The organism is Bradyrhizobium sp. 199 (genome assembly GCF_023073355.1).
Classification (GTDB): Bacteria; Pseudomonadota; Alphaproteobacteria; order Rhizobiales; family Xanthobacteraceae; genus Bradyrhizobium.
The window spans coordinates 179954-203325 of sequence record NZ_JADPJI010000011.1 but is presented as its reverse complement, the minus strand read 5'-3'; the positions used below and the strand labels follow the sequence as shown (position 1 = coordinate 203325).

At 64.8% G+C, this 23372-nt stretch carries 23 protein-coding genes and 1 tRNA gene; 7 read left to right on the top strand and 17 right to left on the bottom strand.

The genetic code is table 11. The features are described from left to right. Positions 1–50 precede the first annotated feature (50 nt). On the top strand, positions 51–1076 hold the full coding sequence (locus IVB28_RS28560; protein WP_247530762.1) for an alpha/beta fold hydrolase: 1026 nt from the start codon (positions 51–53) through the stop codon (positions 1074–1076). Between the two features lie 41 nt (positions 1077–1117). On the opposite strand, the gene IVB28_RS28555 is transcribed toward IVB28_RS28560, so the two are convergent. The 4 genes from IVB28_RS28555 to IVB28_RS28540 form a co-directional block, all read right to left on the bottom strand. Next, the gene (locus IVB28_RS28555; RefSeq protein ID WP_247530759.1) at positions 1118–1663 is read right to left on the bottom strand and encodes a 2'-5' RNA ligase family protein; all 546 of its coding nucleotides are present in this window, start codon (positions 1661–1663) and stop codon (positions 1118–1120) included. Between the two features lie 60 nt (positions 1664–1723). Then, a tRNA-Glu gene (locus IVB28_RS28550) sits at positions 1724–1798 on the bottom strand. A gap of 145 nt (positions 1799–1943) precedes the next feature. After that, positions 1944–2534: a DUF2846 domain-containing protein gene (locus IVB28_RS28545; protein ID WP_247530757.1), complete on the bottom strand. Its 591-nt coding sequence runs from the start codon at positions 2532–2534 to the stop codon at positions 1944–1946. A gap of 95 nt (positions 2535–2629) precedes the next feature. Further along, positions 2630–2974, bottom strand: coding sequence for a hypothetical protein (locus IVB28_RS28540; RefSeq protein ID WP_247530755.1), 345 nt, complete (start codon positions 2972–2974; stop codon positions 2630–2632). Between IVB28_RS28540 and IVB28_RS28535 the strand changes: the two genes are divergently transcribed. Then, complete coding sequence (locus IVB28_RS28535) at positions 2973–3980, top strand: RluA family pseudouridine synthase (protein WP_247530753.1); 1008 nt, start codon at positions 2973–2975, stop codon at positions 3978–3980. The two genes, IVB28_RS28540 and IVB28_RS28535, sit on opposite strands and share 2 nt — an antisense overlap. Before the next feature lie 219 nt (positions 3981–4199). After that, complete coding sequence (rpoH, locus tag IVB28_RS28530) at positions 4200–5099, top strand: RNA polymerase sigma factor RpoH (protein WP_018318222.1); 900 nt, start codon at positions 4200–4202, stop codon at positions 5097–5099. 281 nt (positions 5100–5380) lie between these two features. Here rpoH and IVB28_RS28525 read toward each other — a convergent pair whose 3' ends face one another. From IVB28_RS28525 to IVB28_RS28510, 4 genes are all read right to left on the bottom strand, one after another. Continuing rightward, the gene (locus IVB28_RS28525) at positions 5381–6004 is read right to left on the bottom strand and encodes an N-acetylmuramoyl-L-alanine amidase (protein ID WP_247530751.1); all 624 of its coding nucleotides are present in this window, start codon (positions 6002–6004) and stop codon (positions 5381–5383) included. 137 nt (positions 6005–6141) lie between these two features. Beyond that, positions 6142–7353, bottom strand: coding sequence for a GGDEF domain-containing protein (locus IVB28_RS28520; RefSeq protein ID WP_247530922.1), 1212 nt, complete (start codon positions 7351–7353; stop codon positions 6142–6144). A gap of 614 nt (positions 7354–7967) precedes the next feature. Beyond that, the gene (locus IVB28_RS28515; protein ID WP_247530750.1) at positions 7968–8579 is read right to left on the bottom strand and encodes a LysE family translocator; all 612 of its coding nucleotides are present in this window, start codon (positions 8577–8579) and stop codon (positions 7968–7970) included. Between the two features lie 57 nt (positions 8580–8636). Then, entirely contained in the window at positions 8637–9011 is a 375-nt protein-coding gene (locus IVB28_RS28510; protein WP_247530748.1) for a response regulator, read from the bottom strand. A 121-nt stretch (positions 9012–9132) separates the two neighbouring features. Between IVB28_RS28510 and IVB28_RS28505 the strand changes: the two genes are divergently transcribed. After that, a complete protein-coding gene (locus tag IVB28_RS28505) occupies positions 9133–9963 on the top strand; it encodes an SDR family oxidoreductase (protein WP_247530746.1) in 831 nt (276 codons plus the stop codon). Positions 9964–10149: 186 nt separating this feature from the next. Here IVB28_RS28505 and IVB28_RS28500 read toward each other — a convergent pair whose 3' ends face one another. From IVB28_RS28500 to IVB28_RS29455, 3 genes are all read right to left on the bottom strand, one after another. Further along, entirely contained in the window at positions 10150–10956 is an 807-nt protein-coding gene (locus IVB28_RS28500) for a lytic murein transglycosylase (protein ID WP_247530744.1), read from the bottom strand. A 692-nt stretch (positions 10957–11648) separates the two neighbouring features. Then, positions 11649–12596, bottom strand: coding sequence for a DUF4231 domain-containing protein (locus tag IVB28_RS28495; protein WP_247530742.1), 948 nt, complete (start codon positions 12594–12596; stop codon positions 11649–11651). A gap of 40 nt (positions 12597–12636) precedes the next feature. Further along, positions 12637–12762 (bottom strand): hypothetical protein, encoded by a 126-nt coding sequence (locus tag IVB28_RS29455; RefSeq protein ID WP_256467022.1) that lies wholly within the window; start codon positions 12760–12762, stop codon positions 12637–12639. Between the two features lie 201 nt (positions 12763–12963). On the opposite strand from IVB28_RS29455, the gene IVB28_RS28490 reads away from it, so the two are divergent. Next, the gene (locus IVB28_RS28490) at positions 12964–13200 is read left to right on the top strand and encodes a hypothetical protein (protein WP_247530740.1); all 237 of its coding nucleotides are present in this window, start codon (positions 12964–12966) and stop codon (positions 13198–13200) included. Positions 13201–13306: 106 nt separating this feature from the next. Here IVB28_RS28490 and rpoD read toward each other — a convergent pair whose 3' ends face one another. Next, positions 13307–15463 (bottom strand): RNA polymerase sigma factor RpoD, encoded by a 2157-nt coding sequence (gene rpoD, locus IVB28_RS28485; RefSeq protein ID WP_247530739.1) that lies wholly within the window; start codon positions 15461–15463, stop codon positions 13307–13309. Positions 15464–15838: 375 nt separating this feature from the next. Then, a complete protein-coding gene (dnaG, locus tag IVB28_RS28480) occupies positions 15839–17878 on the bottom strand; it encodes a DNA primase (RefSeq protein WP_247530737.1) in 2040 nt (679 codons plus the stop codon). A gap of 202 nt (positions 17879–18080) precedes the next feature. Between dnaG and IVB28_RS28475 the strand changes: the two genes are divergently transcribed. After that, positions 18081–18644 carry a chlorite dismutase family protein gene (locus IVB28_RS28475; protein WP_247530735.1) on the top strand — a complete coding sequence of 188 codons (564 nt, stop codon included), beginning with the start codon at positions 18081–18083 and terminating at the stop codon, positions 18642–18644. On the opposite strand, the gene IVB28_RS28470 is transcribed toward IVB28_RS28475, so the two are convergent. Beyond that, a complete protein-coding gene (locus tag IVB28_RS28470; RefSeq protein WP_247530733.1) occupies positions 18641–19039 on the bottom strand; it encodes a gamma-glutamylcyclotransferase family protein in 399 nt (132 codons plus the stop codon). The genes IVB28_RS28475 and IVB28_RS28470 overlap by 4 nt on opposite strands. Positions 19040–19114: 75 nt before the next feature. On the opposite strand from IVB28_RS28470, the gene IVB28_RS28465 reads away from it, so the two are divergent. Next, the gene (locus tag IVB28_RS28465; protein WP_247530731.1) at positions 19115–19921 is read left to right on the top strand and encodes an N-formylglutamate amidohydrolase; all 807 of its coding nucleotides are present in this window, start codon (positions 19115–19117) and stop codon (positions 19919–19921) included. Here the strand turns inward: IVB28_RS28465 and IVB28_RS28460 are convergent. The 3 genes from IVB28_RS28460 to IVB28_RS28450 form a co-directional block, all read right to left on the bottom strand. Continuing rightward, positions 19918–20889, bottom strand: coding sequence for a DUF3592 domain-containing protein (locus IVB28_RS28460; protein ID WP_247530727.1), 972 nt, complete (start codon positions 20887–20889; stop codon positions 19918–19920). The two genes, IVB28_RS28465 and IVB28_RS28460, sit on opposite strands and share 4 nt — an antisense overlap. Before the next feature lie 83 nt (positions 20890–20972). Next, the gene (locus tag IVB28_RS28455; protein ID WP_247530726.1) at positions 20973–21590 is read right to left on the bottom strand and encodes a LysE family translocator; all 618 of its coding nucleotides are present in this window, start codon (positions 21588–21590) and stop codon (positions 20973–20975) included. 124 nt (positions 21591–21714) lie between these two features. Further along, positions 21715–23160 (bottom strand): hypothetical protein, encoded by a 1446-nt coding sequence (locus IVB28_RS28450; RefSeq protein ID WP_247530724.1) that lies wholly within the window; start codon positions 23158–23160, stop codon positions 21715–21717. Positions 23161–23372: the final 212 nt, after the last annotated feature.

Sequence of the window (23372 nt, the reverse complement as noted above, 5' to 3'; positions counted from 1 at the left end):
CAGGGACTAGGCGGGGCGGCGTTAGGGTGGCAAGTTCCCGAGGGTTCCGAGTGATCGTCCGACGTCCTCTGCAACGCGACTCCCGTCATTCTGTTTCGCGCCGTGCTTTCCTCGGCGGACTTGCGTCGGCAGGCAGCGCTCTCGCGCTCGGCGGATGCGCCGGCCTCGGTGCGACCGGCGCGCGCTTTGACGCGTCGTCGCTCTCCGTTGATCCGACATTGCTCGTCGTCACCACGCGCAAGCCGGTGAACGGCGCCCGCGCCAAGCCCTGGTTCGGGCCGGAGCGCGCGACCAGCATGACCTTCGCGCGGGCGAAGCTGGTGGCGCCGGACGAGAGCCGTCTGTCTCTCGCCTCGGTTGGACTGGGCGATTGGCGCCTCGATCGGGTCGAGCCGATGTCGGCCGACGCCGGCGATCTCGTTGCCCAGGACGGCGGAGGAGACGTGCTGATCTATGTGCACGGCTTCAAACAGACATTCGAGACGGCGGTCCTGGATGCCGCCCACCTCTCCGAGGGGATCAAGTTCCGCGGCCGGACCATGGCGTTCTCCTGGCCCTCCAAGGCCGGACTGTTCGACTATGCCTATGACCGCGACAGCGCGATGTGGTCGCGCGACGATTTCGAGCGCGTGCTCTCTACGCTGGTGTCGGCGCCAAGCGGCGGCCGCGTGCACATCGTTGCCCACAGCATGGGAACCATGCTGACGCTAGAGAGCCTGCGTCAGCTCTATGCGCGCTACGGCGACACGGTGACGGGCAAGATCGGCAGCGTCGTGTTTGCCGCGCCCGACATCGACATGGACGTGTTTACGTCCGCGATCCACCGCATCGGTCCGCTGGCCGGCAAGATTACCGTGATCGCCTCGACCAACGATCGCGCCCTCGCGCTGTCCGGACAAATCGCAGGTGGAATGACCAGGGTCGGCGCCGCCGAGAAGGCCGTCATCGCGCGGCTCGGCGTGCGCGTGGTCGATGCGTCAGCGGAAGGCTGGGGCATCATCAACCACGATCTGTTTCTGTCGAATGCGGAAGTGCAGCGGGTGATCCGCCGCTCAATCGACGGCACCACCGCGTGAGAGAGCGGCTGTGCGGCATGAGTTTGGTGTATTGCAATCAATCAGGCCGAAGCGACGACCGGTAATTTGCGCTCGGCGATGATTCGCACAGGCGGAAAGACGACGCAGTCCGCGACGTCGAACAGCACTTCAACGCTGCGATCAAATGCTCGTGCAAAGGCAATCGCATCGTCGCGCCGTTCATCGGCAACTTCGGTGCCGAGCGTGCAATGGGGCGTCCAAGCGCCGGGCCGATAATGAGGACGACAATGCGCTGGATCGATTGCCGCGCTGATGGCGCCGTGAATGCGAGCAAGGGTTTGGTCCACCTCCGGCTCCGCCCAGAGAACGAGCCGAGAGCCCTCGAACCAGCGAATTCGTTTGAACGCGATCCGCAGTTGCGTCTCGCGGGCAATAGCGCCCAGCATGACGTCCCATGCGGTCTTCTCGTCGATCTCGGGTCCGTCGTAGATTGCAAATGTAAAATGCGGTCCGTAGCCGAGGGCACGCATCGAGGGCTCGACCTCGAACCCGGCAACCTGATCCCACAGCCGCTCGATCTCGCCTGCTGAATTGTTGTCGGCCCGGATATTGATCGCCAGTGCCACAGGCTCACCCAAGGGGTGGAACAATCAATGGAGATCAGGGGAAAGGCTGGCTCAAGACAATGGCGCTCCCTAGGGGAATCGAACCCCTGTTTCAGCCTTGAGAGGGCCGCGTCCTAACCGCTAGACGAAGGGAGCGTGAGGGACAGGACATAGCCGCGAATTTTGTCGGCGGCAAGCCTCGATCAGGTGCGAAATCGGCCGATATGCCCCGCGCGTGCGGCTCAGGCTTAACGGCGCGACGGCCTTGCAGGCGCTCGCGCCCCGCAAACGCCGGGAACACTCACGGCGTCTTCAGCTTCTCGATCGCGGCGGCGCCAGCGGCGGGCTCAAACCGGAACAGGCCCGCGCCGGCGAAAGAGGCCTTAAAGGGCGATGACGAGCGGATCTGCTCGCCGCTGCTGCCCGAGACGGCCTGGTTGAGCAGATCCTGCACGGGGGCGCCGCCGCGCCGGGTGCCGACGCCGAAGTAATAGGTCTTGCCGGCCTCGATCGGGACTTCGATCTCGTAATCCGTCATCGCCAGCTTCATGCGGGTGGCGATCTTGGCGGGGCCAGGCGGCCGGTCGACGACGAAGAACGTCCCCATGTCGACCTTTCCGGCGGACTTGCCGTCGATCAGGATCTCAGTGGAGGCGGCGAGCCCGCCCATCGCGCCCAAAATGCCCTTCTCGCGCAGGAAATAGAGCCGCGCGTGGCGCGAGCCCGTCGGCTTGGCTTGTGCGGCGGCTTGCCTGGCCGGTGCCGCGGGTCCAGCCTGTTTGGCGGGGGCTGCCGGCTGCTTGGCCGGCTCTGCAAGCGCCGCATATCCAACGCAGCCGAGCGATCCGACGACGAGTGTCATCGCAATGACGGGTGACTTGATACGTCCCATTCCCAGTCCCGGCCCGACTTCCCCTGCAAAAGCTAAATCAGAAGTTGCGTGGCAAGACAATGCGAACCGGGCACGGTCCCCAGATCGCGCCGCCCCTACGGCTCGTTGGCGAATTTCAGCCTTCCGGCCGGCTTCAGGGTATGGACGTCAAAGGTGCGGATCTCGATGACCCCGCCGAGATCCAGCGTGACCGCGAGGCGGTCGCCGGCGAGACCGGTCGAGACGATTTTGGCGTCCTTCGGCAGCATGGCGGTGACGTCGCTGGCCGCTTCGACCGCCCTTCCCTCCGACTTGAAAAGGCGGTAGCCCACCGCGATCAGCACGGCGCAGATCGCCAGCGCCGTGGTCAACCCCGCGATCAGCATCATCCGCCGCACCCGCGCAAACAGCGCGGCCTGCTCGGGGCTCGGTTCGGGAACAGCGGTATCAGACGTCGTCATGGAAAACTCAGGCTCTGCGCAAAGGTTGGAGGTTGTCGTTGCCGGCGACGAAGGCTCGGCCCGGCTCGACCGCGTGCTGGCGGCGCGCCTGCCGGAGCTGTCGCGGTCGAGGCTGAAAGCCCTGATCCTGGCGGGCGCAGTACACCTGAAGGCCTCCGCGGTCCGCGACCCCGCTTATCACGTCGCATCCGGCGATACGATCATAATCGACGTGCCGGAGGCGGCTGCGCCGGAGCCGAAGGGGGAAGATATCGCCCTCGACATCGCGTTCGAGGACGACGACATCGTCGTTCTCAACAAGCCGAAGGGGCTGGTGGTGCATCCCGCCGCCGGCCACGAGACCGGCACGCTGGTGAATGCGCTGATTGCCCATTGCGGCACATCGCTCTCGGGCATCGGCGGGGTGCGCCGGCCCGGCATCGTGCACCGGCTCGACAAGGACACGACGGGGCTGATGGTGGTCGCCAAGAACGACCTCGCCCACGCCTCGCTGACCGCGCAATTCGCCGACCACGGCCGCACCGGCGAGATGCGCCGCGGCTACATGGCCTTCGCCTGGGGCGTGCCCGGCCGGCATCGCGGCACCGTCGATGCGCCGATCGACCGCCATCCGCACGCGCGCGAGAAGATGGCGGTGCGCCAGGGCGGCCGCGAGGCGGTAACGCATTGGGACGCCGTGGAGAGCTTTGCCGGGCGCGACGGCAAGCCGATTGCGACCCTGCTCGCCTGCGAGCTCGAGACCGGGCGCACCCACCAGATCCGGGTCCACCTCGCCCATATCGGCCATCCCCTGATGGGCGATGCGGTCTATGGCCCGCATTTCAAGACCAAGGCGAACCAGCTTGGGCCGGAATCACAAGCAGCTCTGGCCGCGCTGGGGCGGCAGGCCTTGCATGCGTATTTGCTGGTATTGCAGCACCCACGGACCGGAGAATTACTGCACTGGGAGACGCCTTTGCCGGAGGATTTGCTTCTCCTCCGAGGAGCCCTGAAAGCGGCGCAATGACGCAGGAGCTTTAAGAAAAGCGTTACATTACAAAACATTATAGCTGCCACACGGGGACGTGACGTCAGCAATCCTTCCCTTTTTGACCCCCCATGGGGTATATTGCGCCTGCGTTGGAAATGACCAACGCGGAACATCGCAGCTACGACCGGCTTTAACACAGCGGTCGTCTGCCTGGCCCGCCGCTATCGGGGGCCTGAACCTTTGGAGGGCTTCAGTATGGCCCGTACCGCTGCTTTGCCGGTCCTCAATGGAGAATCCGGCCTTTCCCGTTACCTCGCCGAGATCCGCAAGTTCCCGATGCTGGAACCCCAGCAGGAATACATGCTCGCCAAGCGTTGGCGCGAGCACGACGATCGCGACGCGGCGCACCAACTTGTCACCAGCCATCTCCGGCTCGTGGCCAAAATCGCCATGGGCTATCGCGGCTACGGCCTGCCGATCTCCGAGGTCGTCTCGGAAGGCAATGTCGGCCTGATGCAGGCGGTGAAGCGTTTCGAACCCGAGAAGGGCTTTCGTCTCGCCACCTACGCGATGTGGTGGATCAAGGCGTCGATTCAAGAGTACATTCTGCGTTCCTGGTCGCTCGTGAAGATGGGCACCACCGCGAACCAGAAGAAGCTGTTCTTCAACCTTCGCAAGGCGAAGAGCAAGATCAACGCGCTGGACGAAGGCGATCTGCGCCCCGACCAGGTGAAGATCATTGCCAAGCGCCTCGGCGTCACCGATCAGGACGTGATCGACATGAACCGCCGCCTCGGCGGCGATGCCTCGCTCAACGCGCCGATCCGCGACGACGGCGAAGCCGGCGAATGGCAGGACTGGCTGGTCGACAATACGCCCAACCAGGAAGCCATGCTGGCCGAGCACGAGGAATATGACGAACGCCGTGACGCGCTGAACGGCGCCATGGGCGTGCTCAACCCGCGCGAACGCCGCATCTTCGAGGCCCGCCGCCTCGCGGATGAGCCGATGACGCTGGAAGACCTCGCCGCCGAGTTCGGTGTGTCGCGCGAGCGCGTCCGCCAGATCGAGGTCCGCGCCTTCGAGAAGGTGCAGTCCGCGGTCAAGGGCACGATCGCAAGGGCCGAACAGGCCGCGCTGGAAGCCGCGCATTAAGGGCAGCGTTTCCGCGGCAAGAGATTGGCGGATCGAAAGAGACGAAAGAGCCGGCGGCAACGCCGGCTTTTTTTTGCGTCTGATGCTCTGTTCGAATGAGGCACAGCGCAGCCCGCTCTCAGTGTCATGCCCAGGCTTGGGCGGGGCCTCCAGTACGCCGCAGCGGTTGTCGTAGCGGCGAGATCTTCAACGCACGGCCCTGGAATACTGGATCGCCCGCTTGAACCGGGCGATGACAGCGGTGGCTGTGGCGCAGTCGGCACCGCGGAATGACAGGCAACTCATTCCCCCCACACCCGCGCCAGGGTCGCGAGCCAGCAGCCTTCGCAATAGCGCGCGTCCTTGTAGTCGATCCAGTTGTGGGCATAGACGCGGTCAGGCGGAATGCCGTAGCGCGCGCGCAGCACCTTGACGAGGATCTTCCACGCCGCGACCTGCGCCTCCGTGGGGCCGGTCGTCACGTCGGGATAATTGCCGGCGAATTCGATGCCGATCGAGTTGTCGCGCACGACCTGGCGGTAGGTCGATCTGTTGTCGATGTACTTGTTGTCGTTGCGGTTGGCACCGTCGCCATGGGTCGGCACCAGGTTTTCCGCGACCGCCCAATAGACCGTGCCGTCGGTCTCGACCCACACCGTGACGCCGCGCCGCCTCGGGGCCTTCGCTTGCGCCTGCGCGCCGCCGCGTGCCGAGCCCGACGGCCCTTCGGTCTGGTGCACGATGATGTTGCGCCAGGCTTTTGCGTCGCGGACCTCGCCCCATGGCGCCAACCAGACGATCTTCAGACCGGGAATGTCGGGCGTCCCGGAGGCGCGCGCGAGTTTTCTCAGCTCGGCGTCCCCAGCGACGGCGGGGGCGATCAAACAGAGAGCAGCGAGAACGGCTGCGAGCTGGCGAGACATCATGCGGATCCAATCACGGACCCTGATCTAGCACGGCTCCAAAGCGCGATGCGATTGGGAATGAATCGCCATCGCTCTTTAGGTTGTTATTCAAGCACGATCTTTTCGGAAAACCGCTGCGCACTTTTCCGGACCATGCTCTAGGCGAATTTGTGCTCCGCCTGGCCCCGGCCGATCGGCTCGGGCAACAGCGGCGGCGCCGGATCGTAGACGGCAAAATCGTTCTTGCCGTTCTTCTTGGCGGCATAGAGCGCGTGGTCGGCGTTGGCCATCAGGCGGTCCGGATATGCGCCGATGCCGCGATCCCACTGCGCGACGCCGATCGAGATCGCGATCGGAATCTCGTCGCCGGTGCACGCCTCGGCATCCTGACGGCAGACCTCGAGCACGCGGCGGGCGATGGCAGCGGCCTCGCGCAAGGACGAGGACGGCAGCACGACGCAGAACTCGTCGCCTCCGGTGCGGGCAAGCATGTCGCCGGGCCGAAGGCGCGTCTGCGCCATCAGGGTGAAGTGCTTCAGGCAGGCATCGCCGGCGGCATGGCCGTGGGTGTCGTTGATGGTCTTGAAGCCGTCGAGGTCGATCACCAGCAGCGAGAACGGCGCACCGCTGCGCTCGGAGCGGGCGCATTGCTCGGTCAGGCGCTGCAGCAGATGCCGCCGGTTGGCGACGCCGGTGAGATCGTCGAGCAGCGCGAGGTCGGCAACCTCACCGCGCAGGCGGTCCATGGCCATCAGCAGAAAGCCGAAATTGAGCGTCATCGACAGAAACAGCAAGCCCAGCACCATGACGGCATGCGCCTGGCCGCCGGCCCGCGCCGAGAGATCGTGACCGAGCAGATTGCCCATCGTGCGGGCAACGAGGATCGCGATGATGGTGAGGATGACGATGCCGGACAGTCGGGCGCCCGGGCTGACGCGGCCCTCGGGCGGCGACAGCAGCAGACGCAGCGCCAGCACCAGCGGCAGGGCCTGACCGAGCGTGTAGCTGAGCATGCGCAGCTGCATGTGATCGAAGCCGACCATGAAGACCACCACGCCGGCAAGGCTCAAGCCTCCGGTCGCTGTCATCAAGCGCCATGAAACCGGCCGGTCATAGAAACGCTGAATGCCCATGGCGGCGAGGCAGCTCGCCGCGATCACACCGGCTGCGCCGAGCAGAAGCGGCAGGGGAGATGCAACGAACAGGCGGACCAGCGCCGTCATCGCCCCGATCGCGCCGACGAAGGCCGACGCCATCCAGAACCGCGCGGCGGCGAATTTCGGATAGGACCGCGTCACGTAGGCCCAGATCACGCCGAGCGCCAGGAAGTTGACGACGAAGACGGTCCACAATGTCGGGACGTTCAGCATGACGCGTGCGGCACGCGCAGCCTCGCGCTCCCCGTCCCTGGCAGCCGTCCGTCCATGACCCATCCCCGTTTCTTGCCGCGAACAATGCAGCCGCCGCGCTTAACGGAATCTCACTGTGGTCCGCGAAAGCGTGCCTTTGGTTTTGGATTCATGAACAGGCCTGCGCCGTTGTCGGATCGTTAGGCATGCCGACGATGCGAGTGCGCGGATAGAAATCGCCCAAAATTGCATCTGAGCTGTGGATAACGCGATGACACAGGTGTGACAGCGCGGGGCAGGAGCGCGCGAATCTGTTGAGCTTGTCATCGAGGATGTTGCGAGGCTGGCCCTCCGCCGAGCATCCCTCGTGTCGCGTTTCACCATTAACCCTTAAGAGGATCCTATGGCTAAGAAAGCGAAGAAGGCGAAGAAGGCGACGAAGAAGAAGGCCAAGAAGGCAGCGAAGAAGAAGTAACGAGACTTCTTTTTCTTTGCCCGGGTGGAGCCTTGCTCCGCCCGGGCGTCGGGAAGAATCAACGAGTTTGAAGTGGCGGGCGCAAGGCCCGCTTTTTTATTGGCTGGCGATGCTGCTGCTTTTCCCTCTCCCGCTCTTAGGGGGAGACGTGAAGAAGATGCTACCGCTCCGCGAAGGCCAGCTTGGCGCCGAGCGCGGCAAAGCCCGCCGCAAAACCGCGGCGCAGCCAGGCCATGACGCCGGGACGGGAGATGACGCGCTCGCGTACGGAGGCGGCGCAGAGGCCGTAGACGATGAACACGGCAAAGGTCATCGCCATGAAGGCCCCGCTCAATTCCAGCATGCGCGCCAGCACATGGGCTTCGTCCGCGGCGATGAACTGCGGCAGGAAGGCGAGGAAGAAGATCGACAGCTTTGGATTGAGGATGTTGATCAGGAAGCCGGTGACGATGACGCGACCGCTCGAACGCTCGCGGATCTCGCCGTCAACCGCCAGCGTCCCAGTCTCGCGCAGCGCCTGCCAGGACATATAGAGCAGATAGCCGACGCCGCACCATTTCAAGGCGGCGAAGGCGAGTGCGCTGGTGTGGAGCACCGCGGCAAGGCCGAGCATCGCAGCACACATGTGCGGCACGATCCCGAGCGTGCAGCCGAAGGCCGCGGCGACGCTGGCGCGTGAGCCGCGGGTGAGCGCCGCGGCGAGCGTATAGAGCACGCCGGTGCCGGGCGAGGCGACGACGATCAGCGAGGTGAGCAGGAAGGACCAGGACATGGGCGGAGCTTATCAGCCCGCCTCGCGGCATGAAAGCCGGCCGTCCGGGCGTCACCTTCAAGACAGCTGCGCGATCTCGGCCTCGCGCAGAACGTCGAGTGGTGCCCACGGCTTGGCCCAGAACTTGGCGCCCGTGGGCAAGGGCTGCATCAGGGGGCGGCCGGAGGTGACGACCACGTCGAGCCTGGGATTGCGGTCCTTGGCCACGTGCGCGAGCTCGACCCCGTTCATGCGGCCGGCAAGCTGGACGTCGGTCATCATCAGACAGAGCGCGCCGGCGCTCTTGTCGAGCACGCGCTCGGCGGCCTCGGCGCTCTCGCACTGGATGACCTGATAGCCGCTCTCTTCCAGCAGCAGAGTCAGCATCTCCCGCTGCATGACGTCATCCTCGACGATCAGCGCTGTCGCACGAAATGGTTGTGCTTGTCCCATCAGCATCTCCCAATGCTTGCTTGCGTAACGTATGTTAAGGAGCCAACTCGCCTGCGGTTCGGTTCCATTCTGAAAAAATGTAAATCATAGTTCCACGACCGACGGCTTGACGGGGGACATCATGACTGCGATTCGCGGCGCCGCCGCCATCACGGGAGCCGCCAGCGGCATCGGCCGCGCGCTGGCCGTCGAGCTTGCGCAGCGTGGCTGCGATCTCGCGCTGGCCGATCGCGACGAGGCCGGGCTAAAGAGCCTCGCTGCGGAGATCGGGGCAACGCGCAAGATCAGCCTGCACCGCGTCGACGTTGGCGAGGCGGGCGACATCATGAAGTTCGCAGCCGAGGCGATAGCAGCGCATCCCGCGCTCGGCCTCGTCGTCAACAATGCCGGCGTGGCGCTGATGGGCTCGTTCGAGGAGATCGACCAGGCGCAGATGGACTGGCTGTTCGACATCAATTTCTGGGGCGTGGTGCACGGCACGCGCGCCTTCCTGCCGCATCTGAAGACGAGACCGGAGGCGCACATCGTCAACCTCTCCTCGATCTTCGGCATCATCGCCCCGCCGGGCCAGTCGGCCTATGCTGCGGCGAAATTCGCGGTGCGCGGCTTTTCCGAGAGCGTGCGGCATGAGCTCGTCTTGGCGGGCAGCCCCGTCAAGCTGTCGGTCGTGCATCCCGGCGGCGTCGCCACTGCGATCGCGCGCAACTCCCGCACCGGCGTCGCCATCACCGACAATGCCCGCCGCGCGCAGTCGATCGAGCGGTTCGAGAACGCGGCCAAGACCACTCCGAAAGATGCCGCGCTGCGCATCATCAAGGGCATCGAAAAGAACGAGCCCCGCATCCTGATCGGCAACGACGCCCGCTTCATGGACCTGTTGCAGCGCTTCCGCCCGGGAAGTTACTGGGCGCCGCTGCAGCGCAAGCTGGAGAGGATGGCGAAGGGGACCTAGCCGCGCGGTACGACAGCGCCCCCTCACTCTCAACGTCGTCCCGGCGAAGGCCGGGGGCGATCGCGCGCCACTCTCACCTCGTCATTGCGAGGAGCTCTTGCGACGAAGCAATCCAGACCGTTTCCGCGGAGAGATTCTGGATTGCTTCGCTGCGCTCGCAATGACGATCGGGGCTACCAGCCGCCCTCACTGCCCCGCCAGCCGGTCGGCGAAATAGCCGATCGTCTTGCGGTAGATCACCGCCCTATTCCACTCGCGCATCGCCTCGAAATTCGGCGTGCCTTCGCCGTAGGGCTGGCCCATCTTGAAGCCGCTGGTATGCAGCAGGTTCGCGGTCGAGGCGAGCACGTCGGGGACGCTGTGGCGGAGATCGACATGGCCGTCGCCGTCGAAATCGACGCCGTATTTGATGTAGGACGACGGCAGGAACTGGGTCTGACCGATCTCGCCGGCGAAGGCGCCGATGAGGTCGCGCAGCGGCAGGTCGCCGCGCTGGACGATCTTGAGGGCGGCGAGCAGCTCGCCCTGGAACAGCTCAGTGCGGCGGCAATCATGCGCGAGGGTTGCCAGCGTGCGGACCACCGGCATCTTGCCGATGTCGCCCTTGCCGAAATCGCTCTCCAGGCCCCAGATCGCGACCAGGATATAGCGCGGCACGCCGAACTGCTGCTCGATGCGCGAAAGCAGCGCGGCGTGGCGCTGCAAGAGCGCGCGGCCGCCATTGATGCGGCCCGGGCCGACGCGGGTCGAGACATACTGCTCAAAACTCTTATTGAACGTGTGGCGCTGGCGCCGGTCGAAGGCGAGCACCGCGCCGTCGGGAGCGACGCCGGAGAGCGCCGCGTTGGTCACGCTCGCCGAGACGCCGGCCGCTTGCGCTTCCTGGGCCATGGTGGCGACGAAGCTGTTGAAATCGCCGCCGCAGCGCGCGGCCTGCGCCGATCCGCCGGTCAGACCAATGACGAAGGCGGCGGCGAGAAGCAGTCTCAGCATGTGGAGCAATCCCCCAAAAAACTTGCGCGAAGCAGTGCGCGGATCATGCCCGGGAACGAAGCAAGCGTCAAAGCGGCAGCTTGATCCGCATCAAACGGTCTCACGCAACGATCGGAGCTAAGTGGGGATTGAGCACTCGCGCGGCGCCCTCCTCTATTGCCCTCATCTTTGTTGCTCGCCTCCTGCTCATCTTTCGGCTCGGCCGCGATGGGCAGCGCGATCGCGGCGCAGGGACGCAAGGAGGACAGCGGCAAAGGCGGCGGACACGGATCGCGGATCGCCGTGCAGGCGGCGGCGCGGCGCACGCGTTGAGATACGCGCGGCGACGGAACCCGCTTGCCGCACATCGGATCACATTATCCGCATGCAGCCGGGAAGACGTGCAGACTCGCGCAGCTATGACACAGCGCGCACAGCACGCGCTGCATCGCAGATGAACAAGTTGGTTTACAATCCGAACAATTGCTTCGATGTGGTTCCACGTCGCACATCTCGACCGGCGCATATCAGAAGCGCCCGCTGCGACATCAACGCCGCCCCGATTTGCCTTGCCATCACGGCGCGCCTTCTGTAGCCTTCTATTCTAGGTTGTCGCCCCGCCAGCCCCGGGCGATGCTGAAGACCAAAAATAGACGGCGGGCTTCGGCCCGCCGTCTATTGAGGCCCGCGCGAGTTGCAGCGCGACATCGAACTCACTTGGTCTGTTTCGCGATCCAGGATGCGTTCTCCGCGGCCAAAATGTTCTCGCAGTCGTTGACGAAGTCCGACAGCGGCTCTTTCGCGCCGTCCACGCGTCGCTGCACCTGCAACGCAGTTGCCCGATACGTCACCACGAGAAAGCTATAACGCTCCGCCTCGATATGGGCGATGACGGCGCCGCCGAGCGTCGTGAGCACGGCCGTCAGCGCGGCGAGATCGAAAGGGATGCCCAGAATAATGGGCTTGGCCACCACGCTGGCAACGGCCGTGAGCAGCGTCGCCGCTGCCGCGAAAGCCAGCTCCAGGGACCTGAGCCGCCACGCCCTCGTCTGGTACTCCTTGGCCCGGTCCTCATAGTATGCGATCTGTTTGTTGGCCCGCCTCGCCAGATATTCATCGATCCCAAGAAAAACGCGCGGCGACGATCCCTGGTCCTTGGCCGGGATTTGCTGCTCGAGCAATTCCTTGGCGTCTTCATCGATCTTCTGAAGCTCGGCACCGAGAACGACATCCGCTTTGACCGGGTCGTCGTAGGGCGCAGCCTTCGTCGCGTATCGGTACGCCTCGCGTTTCAGGCGTTCCGAGATTGCGCGGGCGCGAACCCAGGCGGCGATACGATCGGGACCGAGCAAGCGGTGCGTGAAGAAGGTTGCGAATGCGAGGCATAACGCCGCCGTGATCGCGACAAAGGTGCGGAGATTGGCATTTCCGTCCTGCAGCTGGCTCGCCACTGCCGCCAATACTGCGCCGAGCGAAGACAATGCGAAGACGCACCAGCGCGCGCGGTCGATTGTCGATCTCATCCCATTCGCGGTGGCCGACCATTTGGCCTGACTATCCGCAACGGATTCCAAGATGGTCATCGTCATCTCCCCAAAGATGCTTGCATCAAACACGCGGGCAATTGGCGCGGTCGGCGTCGCGGAGGCGAGCTCGGTCACTCCGGCGCCAACTTCTTCTCCAGCCCTTCGAAGCCCGCCTTCAATCCTGAAGCTCGCGCTCTGCCGATAGCAGCCCGTGCAAAGCGCCGAGGACGGTCTCGCGCTGCCGATTGACCGTGCCGGGATCGCGCGCGCCCGCATGCAGCGCCGCAATTGAAGGCTTCATGCTCCTCCAGGATCAACCTCAGGTCAAGCGCGTCGCGCGAGCTTCAATCCGCCGACGGCAAGCGCCCTGGCGCCCCATCCCGCCGGCCGGATCATCCCGCACGAAGAATAGCGGCCAGGCCTATCTGCCCCTCAGGGGGAGGCGCCAAGACGGGCCTCCAAGTCATTTGACTAAGGCGTGCTTATCGACGAAAAGCCCGCCATGGCCAAGAAACCCGGAACCAATCCCAAAGGCGAATTCGCCTTTTTCAACGTCGTCTATGAAGACGATTCGCAGCGCTCCAACCGCCGCGTGCCCGCCGAGCTCCTCGGCGGCCTCGACGGCGACGAACCCGCCCGCGCCTTCATCATGGAGCAGGACCGCGAGATCGCGGAAAAGTCGGGCAAGCCCGCGCTGGAGATCAAGCGGCTCGAGCGGGTCGGGGTGAAGAAGAAGTAGGCTTTGCGGGCGGCACGCGAAGCGTCGGCACAAACAAAAACGGCGGGCCTCGGGCCCGCCGTTTTCGTTTGGATGGATGCCTGGATCTGGTCCGGGCACGCCTGAATCAATTATCCAGGAAGCTCCGCAGCTTCCGCGACCGCGACGGATGCTTCAGCTTGCGCAGCGCCTTGGCCTCGATCTGACGAATACGCTCGCGCGTCACGCTGAACTGCTGTCCCACTTCTTCCAGCGTGTGGTCGGTGTTCATGCCGATGCCGAAGCGCATGCGCAGCACGCGTTCTTCGCGCGGGGTGAGCGAGGCCAGCACGCGAGTCGTGGTCTCGCGTAGGTTGGACTGGATCGCGGCGTCGATGGGCAGGATCGCGTTCTTGTCCTCGATGAAATCGCCGAGGTGTGAATCCTCTTCGTCACCGACCGGCGTCTCCAGCGACAGCGGCTCCTTGGCGATCTTGAGGACCTTGCGGACCTTCTCCAGGGGCATGCCGAGCTTCTCGGCGAGCTCCTCCGGGGTCGGTTCGCGGCCGATCTCGTTGAGCATCTGGCGGCTCGTGCGCACGATCTTGTTGATCGTCTCGATCATGTGCACGGGGATGCGGATGGTGCGGGCCTGGTCCGCAATCGAACGGGTGATCGCCTGCCGGATCCACCACGTGGCGTAGGTCGAGAACTTGTAGCCGCGGCGATACTCGAACTTGTCGACCGCCTTCATCAGGCCGATGTTGCCTTCCTGGATCAGGTCGAGGAACTGCAGGCCGCGGTTGGTGTACTTCTTGGCGATCGAGATCACGAGACGGAGGTTGGCTTCCACCATCTCCTTCTTGGCCTGGCGTGCCTCGCGCTCGCCCTTCTGCACAGAGTGCACGATCTTGCGGAACTCGATGATCTCAAGACCGGTCAGCGCCGCGAGCTGATGCACCTCGTGACGGAGGTCCTTGATGCGGTCCTTCTCGTGGTGGACGAAGTTCTTCCAGCCCTTGGCCGAAAGCTTGGAGACACGGTTGAGCCAGCGCGGATCAAGCTCCGAGCCGGTGTAGTTGCGTAAGAAGTCCTCGCGCGCGACGCCATGGCTGTCGGCAAGGCGCATCAGGCGGCCCTCGTGCGAGACGAGGCGCTTGTTGATGTCGTAGAGCTGCTCGACCAGTGAGTCGATACGCGCCTGGTTGAGGCGCAGCGACTTCACCTCGACGATGATCTCGTCCTTGAGCTTGCGATATTTGCGCTCCTGCGGCGGCGAGAGCGAAGGCCCATGCGTGCTGCTATCGAGCTGGTTCTGGATGTCCTGCTCCTGAAGCTTGCGCAGCTTCTTGTAGCTGTCGGCGATCTTGTCGAAGATCTCGACCACCTTCGGCTTGAGCTCGGCCTCGATCGCCGCAAGCGACATCTGGTTCTCGAACTCGTCGTCCTCGTCCATGTCGGCTTCGGCGGCGGACTCGCCCGGATCCTTCGCGGCTTCGCCGGCGTTGCCGGGCGCAGGCGCGGCGCGGAACGGAGTGGGCGCGGGCGGTGCAGCCGGAGGCGCGACATGCGCGGGGGCGCCGCCTGCCGCGGCGGCCTGGCCGCCCTCAGCGGCCGCCTCGCCGTTCTCGCCGGTGGGACCGGCGATCATGGCATTGTTCATGCCGGCCTTGGCATCAGGGCCGGCATAGGTGGCTTCGAGATCGATGATGTCGCGGAGGAAGATCTTGCCTTCGTTGAGCTCGTCGCGCCAGATGATGATGGCCTGAAAAGTCAGCGGGCTTTCGCACAGCCCTGCGATCATCGCCTCGCGGCCGGCCTCGATGCGCTTGGCGATGGCAATTTCGCCTTCGCGGGAGAGCAGCTCGACCGTGCCCATTTCGCGCAGATACATGCGCACGGGATCGTCGGTGCGCTCGCCCGGCTCGCTCTTCTTGACCTCGGTGACGGCCTTCTGGGTGACTTCGACGAGCTCGTTGTCGGTCTCGTCCTCGCCGCCCTCGTCCTTCTCCTCCTCGCCATCGCTATCGTCGGCTTCGGTGACGTTGATGCCCATGTCCGAGAGCATCGACATGATGTCCTCGATCTGTTCGGGCGAGGTCTGGTCGGACGGCAGGACTTCGTTGAGCTGATCGAAGGTCACGAAGCCGCGCTTCTTGGCCTGCTTGATCATCTTCTTCACGGCCGCGTCGGACAGATCGAGCAACGGCGAGGGCGCGTCCTGGGAGTCCTTCTCCGGCGCATCCGCTGCCTTGTCGTCCTTTTCCTTGTCCTTCGCCTGCAGCGTCTTTGCCTTGGTGGCCATCCATTGCTCCTAAACGCGCTTCATGCAGACGGCTCGCCGCGTCCGCGTGAATTCACATGAACCTGTTGCCCGACGCTCTCGCTTCGGCATCTCTCGACACGGAAAGGGCGGCGCGCATGTCTCTCGCCACCCCCAACTCTCTCTCGCCGGAATTGCCTAACGCTTCGTCAGCTTCTTTGTCGCAGCGGATGCAGGTGTAGTGCCAACAGCGATTGCGCGGATTCATTCCTGACGCGTCTGTTCTGCCTGCGGCCGCCTCGGGGCCAAAGTGCTACAAGACCGTTAAGCCTCGATTAACCCTGTTTTTGTCGCCAAACCTCGGATTTGGCGAGTCTTTTAGCGGTTCCGGTCCCGGCCGTCCGCATGATTCTTTCATCACACGCTCTTCTGGAACCGGCCCGACAGCTCGCCAAACCCCTCGATCAGGGCTTCGGTGCCGTCGACTTCGCCTATCCGAGCCTTGACGTCACGCAGCCACGCCAAATTGGCCTCGCTGGGATCCTCTCCCAAGGCCAGCTCGGCGTCCTTCAGCTCTCTAAGTAGTGAATGCCATTGCCGATGCAAGGCAACCAGCTGATGCCAGGTGGAGAGAACGTCGTCCCTTGCCGCGCCTTCGCGGGCGCCCCACACCGCCGCGGTCGTGATACCGCTCTCAACCCTTTGAAGAACCTGTGAAAATCCACCCTTATCGAGATCGCTGCGCATCTTCTCGGCGAGCTCGCCGGGGTCCGGAGAGTGGTGATGGTCGTTGGCGAAGGCGGCGATGATGCCGGCCCTGAGCTTGTGGGCCTCGGGGTGGGCCAGCTCCAGCGCCGCGACCTCTTCGAGATGATCGTGCAGCAGCCAGGGGTGGTTGATCAGGCTTTGAAGGATCAGGGCCTCCCGGCGGGAGATGGCGCTGCGCTGGCCCTTCATGATCGGGCTTGCTGCCAGCTGGGGGCTCGCCGCCTGGTAGGGGCCCGAAGGTAGCGGGGCGGGGCCGGGCGGACCGCGCCGCCCGCCGAATGCTTGGCCTCCGAATCCTTGGCCACCGAATCCCTGGCCGCCGAACCGATTCGCGCCTGCTCCGCCCCTGGGCTGGAATTGGCGGCCGCCGCCACCCTGGCGGAAATTGCCCCGGCCGCCGAAGCCGCCGCGCCCGCCTTCCGGGGCAAAGGCGCGCTGCAGCCGCTCGACGAATTCGTCGCGGTAATAGCGCCGCACCACCTCGTCGCGGATGCCGTTGGTGAGCTCCTTGATGCGCGCTTCCAGCGCGGCGCGGCGCTCGGGAGTGGCGAAATTGCCGCCTTCGAGCTCGCGCGACCAGATCATGTCGGCGAGCGGACGGGCAGCTCCGATCACCTCCTCGATCGCGCCGCGGCCACCGGAGCGTGCGAGATCGTCGGGGTCCTGCCCCTCGGGCAGCAGCGCGAAACGAAGACTCTTTCCGGGTGCGAGGAAGGGCAGTGCGAGATCGGCGGCGCGATAGGCTGCCTTCTGCCCGGCGCGGTCGCCGTCGAAGCAGAGGATCGGCTCGTCCGCCATCTTCCAGAGCAGCGCCAGCTGGCTTTCGGTGAGCGCGGTGCCGAGCGGCGCGACGCTGCCTGCAAAGCCCGCGGTCACCATCGCGATGACGTCGACATAGCCCTCGACCACGACCAGCACGCTGCCGTCATGGGTGGCTTTGCGCGCGGTCTGGTGGTTGTAGAGATTATCGCCCTTGTGGAAGAGCGGGGTCTCCGGCGAGTTCAGATATTTGGCCGGAACGTCCTTCTCCAGCGCGCGCCCGCCGAAGGCGATGACGCGGCCGCGCAGATCCGTGATCGGAAACATCACGCGGTCGCGGAAGCGGTCGTAGGGAACGGGAATGTCGTCGCCGGCCACCAGCAATCCGGTCTCGACCATGTCTTCGACGGAGATGCCCAGCTTGCCGAGATGCTCCTTCAGCGCGAAGCGATCGGGCGAGGCATAGCCGAGGCGGAACTGCAATTGCGTCGCCGGCGAGATGGCGCGGTCGGCGAGGTAGCCGCGCGCTTTCGCGCCGACGCGCGAGGCCAGCGTTTCCGCGAAATAGGTCGCGGCGAGATCCATGACGTCATGCAGCGTGCGGCGCCGCTGCTCCTGGCGCGCCGCATCGGGCGTCACCGCCGGCAGCGCCAAGCCGGCCATGCTGGCGAGCCGCTCGACGGCCTCGGCGAACGGCAAGCCGTCGGTCTCCATCATGAAGCTGATGATGTCGCCGTGCTTACCGGAGGAGAAGTCGTGGTAAAAACCCTTCTGGTCGTTGACGTAGAAGGACGGCGTCTTCTCCTGCTGGAACGGCGACAGCCCCTTCCACTCCCGCCCCGCCTTCTTCAACTTCACGCGCTTGCCCACGACTTCGGAAACCGAAAGCCGGGCACGAAGCTCGTCGAGGAATTGGGGTGTGAAGCGCATGAGGCCTGTCTAGCGCGAACTGTGTGAGTCGGGCTGGGGATCACGGATATAGGGACGACGAGCCTAAAAGTCAGGTTTGTCAGGATTATACGCGCTGTTCACAGGCCTCTCCGTCATTCCGGGGCGCGCAGCGCGAGCCCGGGGCGCCCCGGAATGACGGGAAAAGCTTGAACGGCGCCCGGTTCCACGCTTCCATGGGGCCATGTTCAGGACCTTTCGAGGCGGCCAGAGCGGGGGCTGGCGGGTGACCTCGGTGTCAGCAGTGACGGGCGAGCCCCTGCCCTTCGTGCCGGCGCTGTCGGTGACCGACAGCGAGGCCGTCTCGTTGCCGCTGGTGCCTTCGCGCAATGCGTGGCGGCTGGTCGGCGTCGCCAGCAGCTTGCGCTACACCGAGCGGGCCGAGAAGCAGCAGCTCGTGGCCGTGCAGGCCGGGCTCGGCCGGATCGAGGCAACCAGCGCGGCGCTGATCCCGATCCGCAAGTCGCAGGCCTGGTGGGAGCTGACACAGGAAGAGCGGCGCAAGATCTTCGAGGACAGATCGCATCACATCGCGAGCAGCATGCGCTACCTGCCCGCCATCGCGCGCCAGCTCTATCATTGCCGCGACCTCGGCGGCCCCTTCGACTTCCTGACCTGGTTCGAATTCGCCCCCGCGCACGCCTCGCTGTTCGAGGAGCTGGTAGCGATGCTCAGGCAGACCGAGGAGTGGAGTTATGTCGAGCACGAAGTCGACGTGCGCGTGGTGAAGGAAGTGCTATCGGCTTAGTGCTCGAGAAAGCGCCCGGACTCGATGAGCGGCAGATCGGTGACCGGCCAGTTGTAGACATAGGTCCAGGCCTTCTCGACGGCACCGTCCGCGCGCGTCACATCGATCAGCCGGCGCAGATATTCGGTCGGCTCGGGAAAGCCTTCGCCGCACGCCTCGTACATGTCGAGCTCGCCCAGGAGCTCGTCGGGCGCGCGCAGCTGAAACAGTTCGCCATGGACGATGTCGGAGGCCGCCTCCGACAGCAGCAATCCCGGATAATGCGTCACCAGCACGAGCTGGCCGCGGCAGGTCGCTTCGCCCAGAAAATCGGCATGCCCCGCCAGCAGCCGCGCCATCGGATGGTCGAAGCCGCGCATCAGGGTGCCGTAAACGAAGAGGCGATCGGAGATCATGCTGTTCTAATGTTGCGACATCGGTGCAATATCGTTACTCCGTTTACACAAATTATCGTTTCATAGGCAATCAGGATGGACCAGCACACCGCCGATGCGGCCGATCAACTGCTCGGTGAGGGCGACATTCCGCCGGTGCATGAGGCGAATGCGGAAGGACAATCGCGCTTCCTGCTTACCTCGGATCACTACGGGCGGGTGCTGCCGCGCGCGCTCGGCGATCTCGGCGTCGCGGCGAGCGAGATGACGCGGCACATCGCCTGGGACATCGGCATCGCCGGCGTCGCCGAGCGGCTCGCCAAGCTGCTGGATGCGCATCTGATCGCGCAGCGCTATTCGCGGCTCGTGATCGACTGCAACCGCCCGCCCAAAGCGATAAGCTCGATCCCGGTCATCTCCGAGGCCACCGCGATCCCGGGCAACGAAGGCATTTCGGAATGGCAGCGCGAGGCGCGGCGGCGCGAGATCTTCGAGCCCTATCATAATCGCATCGATGCCGCGATCAGCAGCCGCCTGCACGCCGGGCGGCCGACGGTGCTGGTGTCGCTGCACAGCTTCACCCCGGTTTATGCCGGCGTCGCGCGGCCCTGGCACGTCGGTACGCTGTACAACCGCGACACCGTGCTGCCGCGGCTACTGCTGAGACATCTTCGCATCGACAGCGATCTCGTCGTCGGCGACAACGAGCCCTATGCAGTGAACGATCTCACCGACTACACCATTCCCGTGCACGGCGAGGGACGCGGCCTCGTCAACACCGGCATCGAGATCCGGCAGGATCTCATCGCCGACCAGTCCGGCCAACAGCGATGGGCCGAACGGCTGGCCAGGATTCTTGCGGAGATCGAGACGGAGCTGAGGGCCGAGTTGTTGGTCGATTAGCCCCGCGTCGCGACGAACAGCGCGAGCGCGGCGAAGATGCCGCCGATGCCCCACAGCAGCCAGGCGATGCGGCCGGCGCCGTTTGCGTCGAGCGTTGCCTCGGCCGGATTGTCGGGATTGACGCGAACCTCGACGGTCGCGCCGTCCCGGTAGCGCGACACGAGCTTCTTCAGCATCGCAGCGGACGTCCCGGCCGCAACGCGCGCGCATTCATTGGTGTAGCTGACGTTCTGATAGCGATAGGTATACGTCACGCGCTTGCCGAACATTTCGGTGCCGCGGCGCTCGCCCGGCTCGCTGGCCTCGTAATATTGCTCGAGTGGCGACAGCTTGAGCGTGCCCCGCACCACCGGCCAGCGCGCCGCCATCGACGCCTGCCGTCGCACTCCATAGCCCATCAGCGCGATAACGAGGCCGAACGCGCCGAGGCCGACGGCGAGGCCCGCGAGATCGGGCCGGGCGATGTGGTGCGCGAGGTACGCATAAGTCTGGTTGAGCCCGAACGCCGAGCCGAACACGATGCCAAGCACGATGGCCGTGCCGATGCCGAGGCAGCCCCACAGACCCTTGGGCAGGTCGCGCTCGAGCACAGCCTGATCGGGATGGCGTGGATTGTAGTAGACGGTGACGATGCTGCCGGCGGGATACTTTGCGAGCTTCTCGGCGACCTCGAAATTGCCGAGATCCTCGCCGATCGAGATGCGGTTATAGCGCAGCTTGCGGCTGCCGACCGCATATTCGTAAGTCACGTTCGCAAAATTGCGTTTCTCGAGGCGATAGCCGTCCTCGCGGTCGCTGTCGGAGACCCTGATCTCGCGCAGCTCTGCAACCGAGGTGACGACTTTGCCTGGCGCTTGCGGCCAGTTGCGCGCCTCGCGCACCTGCCAGGTCTTCACAACGGCCGCGATCAATAGCAGCCCGAGCGGCGCCAGCAGCATCGCATAGACGAACCAGGGCAGATCAGGCACGGCCGAATTCCTTCGTCAGCGGCAATGCCCGATTGGACGCATCGCCGCCGCAAAGGGTTCAAGGCCAACCAGCCCAATGGCGGTTATTTCGCCCGGGTCAGCGCCAGCCAGATGCCGCCGCCGATCATGAAGCCGCCGGAGATGCGCGACATCAGGCGCGTGCGGCGCGCCGAGAAGAATTTTCGCGCGCGCCCGGCGGCGATGGCGTAGAGCGCATCAGTCAGGACAGCGGTGACCATGAAGGTCGCGCCCAGCAGCGCGACCTGCGGGAAATGCGGCTGGTTCATGTCCATGAACTGCGGGATGAAGGCGCCGAAGAACACCAGCACCTTCGGGTTCGACAGCAGCACCAGGAATCCTTGCAGGAAGAACCCGCCGCGCGGCGGCGGAGGCGGTGCGTCGACATCGACGCCCTCGACCGGCGCCCAGATCAGCTTGATGCCGAGCCAGACCAGATAAGCGGCGCCGGCAAAGCGCACCCAGTCGAACCAGTAGCCCATGGTCGACATCAGCGAGGTCAGGCCGATCGCGACGATGCCGATGACGATGGCAAGCCCGGCTTGCGCACCGGCAACGTTGGTCAGCGCGGCACGCGTGCCGTGGCGCAGGCCGTTGGCGATGACGAGGGTGACGATCGGCCCCGGCAGCAGCGCCAGCGCGATGCAGGCGGCGACGAAGGCGAGATAGGCTTGCATGGACATGATGGAGGGACTCGCTGCGGTTTGGAGGTATTAATGCATGACACTCACCGTCCGTCCAGCGCGGCGCCCACCTATCCCTTCATCTCCTACGTCTGCAGCAACGCCAGTACCGCGTGCCTCATCGTCAGTTCTTCGGCAGGCCGGCGGCCGCGCGCGCCGCCCCGGTCAACTCGAGGACGTGCAGTCCGGTATTGGCGCGGTCGACGATGTAGATGTAGCCGCGATCGTCGGTCTCGACATTGTTGGTCTGGATTGCGACCTTGCAGCGCTCGCCGCCCTCGATCGGGACGCAGCGCTTGTCGGTGGCCGCAGTGATCGACGGAATGAAGTAGCCGACCTCCTTCGGGTGATACGGATCGCGGATGTCGAGCGCGCGAACGCCGGCATTGAAGAAGGCGATGAAGGCCATCTTCTTGTAATAGACCGGCGCCATGCTCTCGTTCGAGGAATGCGAGCCGAAGCGGCCGCCGCGCTGGCAGAACTGCCCGCTCGCCTCCGGCACGGTGTAGCTGGCGATCATCATCGGCCGCCTCTCGGTGGTGACGTCGGCGAACCACACCATCTGCCGCGCCTCGCCGCATTCGTTGAGGATCGCTTCATCCACGATCATGACGATGTCGCGGGTCTTGCCGTCCTTGTCTTCGGCGAACTCGGCGATCGGCATGTCGAGCATCGGGAACGTGGTGTGAGCGCCGTTGAAGGCGGACATCGGCATGCGCGCAATCTCGGGATAGCGCAGATTGTCCGGCGTCGGTTCCTTTGCCCCGTTCAAGAGCTTGTCGCGGTCGACGATCTGCAGGATGCCGCCCTTGTTGGTGCCGTAGCCGAAATAAACGCGATTGCCGTCGGGCCCGGTCGAGATCGGCCCATGCAACTCGGTCGGCACCGCGCCGGTCGAGCCGGGCTCCTGACCCGGCAAGCCGAAGTCGCGGATCTTCTGCGGACGCGCGGGATCGGAGAGATCATAGACCTGCGTCATACGCCGGGTGCGCCAATCCGGCGCGCCCGAGACGAGATAGGCAATGCCGGTGTCGCATTCCCACCAGCTTTTGTGCGTGTCCTTCAAGCCGCCGATGCGCGTGATGAGTACCGGACTGGCGGGATCAGTGACGTTCCAGATCTCATGCGCCTCGCTGCCGAAGGTCCTGAGCATGTAGACCGCGTTGGGATCGCCCTTCGGCAACGCCTTGCCCTCGCAAATCCGCACCATCTGCGCCCCGCCGGATTCGTACTTGCCCTCCTGCCCCGGCAGGTGCCGCAGATATCTCGGGCGCGCGGGATCTGTGACGTCGACGATCGACGTTCCGTTCGGCTCGGCCTTGCCCGTGATCGGGTTGACGGGCGCGGGCACGTCATCGGTGCCACCGTGATGGCCGATATAGGCGATCCAGCGATCGCCCTGATGATGGATGGTCGGCTGATAGGCGCTGCGGGCCTGGAGGTCGCTCATGCCGACGAGCTTCATGTTGGACGCTTCAGGCGGCGCGCCGATGGTTTGCTTCTGGGCCTGGGCCGCGGTGCTGCAAACGAAAACGACGAGCGCGGCAGCAAGTGAAACGCGACGGAACATGAAAGTCCTCCCGGAGCCAATCTGTGTTGGCTGAGATGAAAAAGCTAGCACGGCCGATTGCGCGCGCCAAAGACACGATTCTCAAGTTGTCATTTCGGAACCCGCGCAGCGGCTATCCGGAATATCGAGATCCTCAGGTGCGCATTGCGCACCGTAGTTCGCGCTCCGCGCCCGGAATGACGGTGCGCTTGACATGCAACCATTTGGTTGCC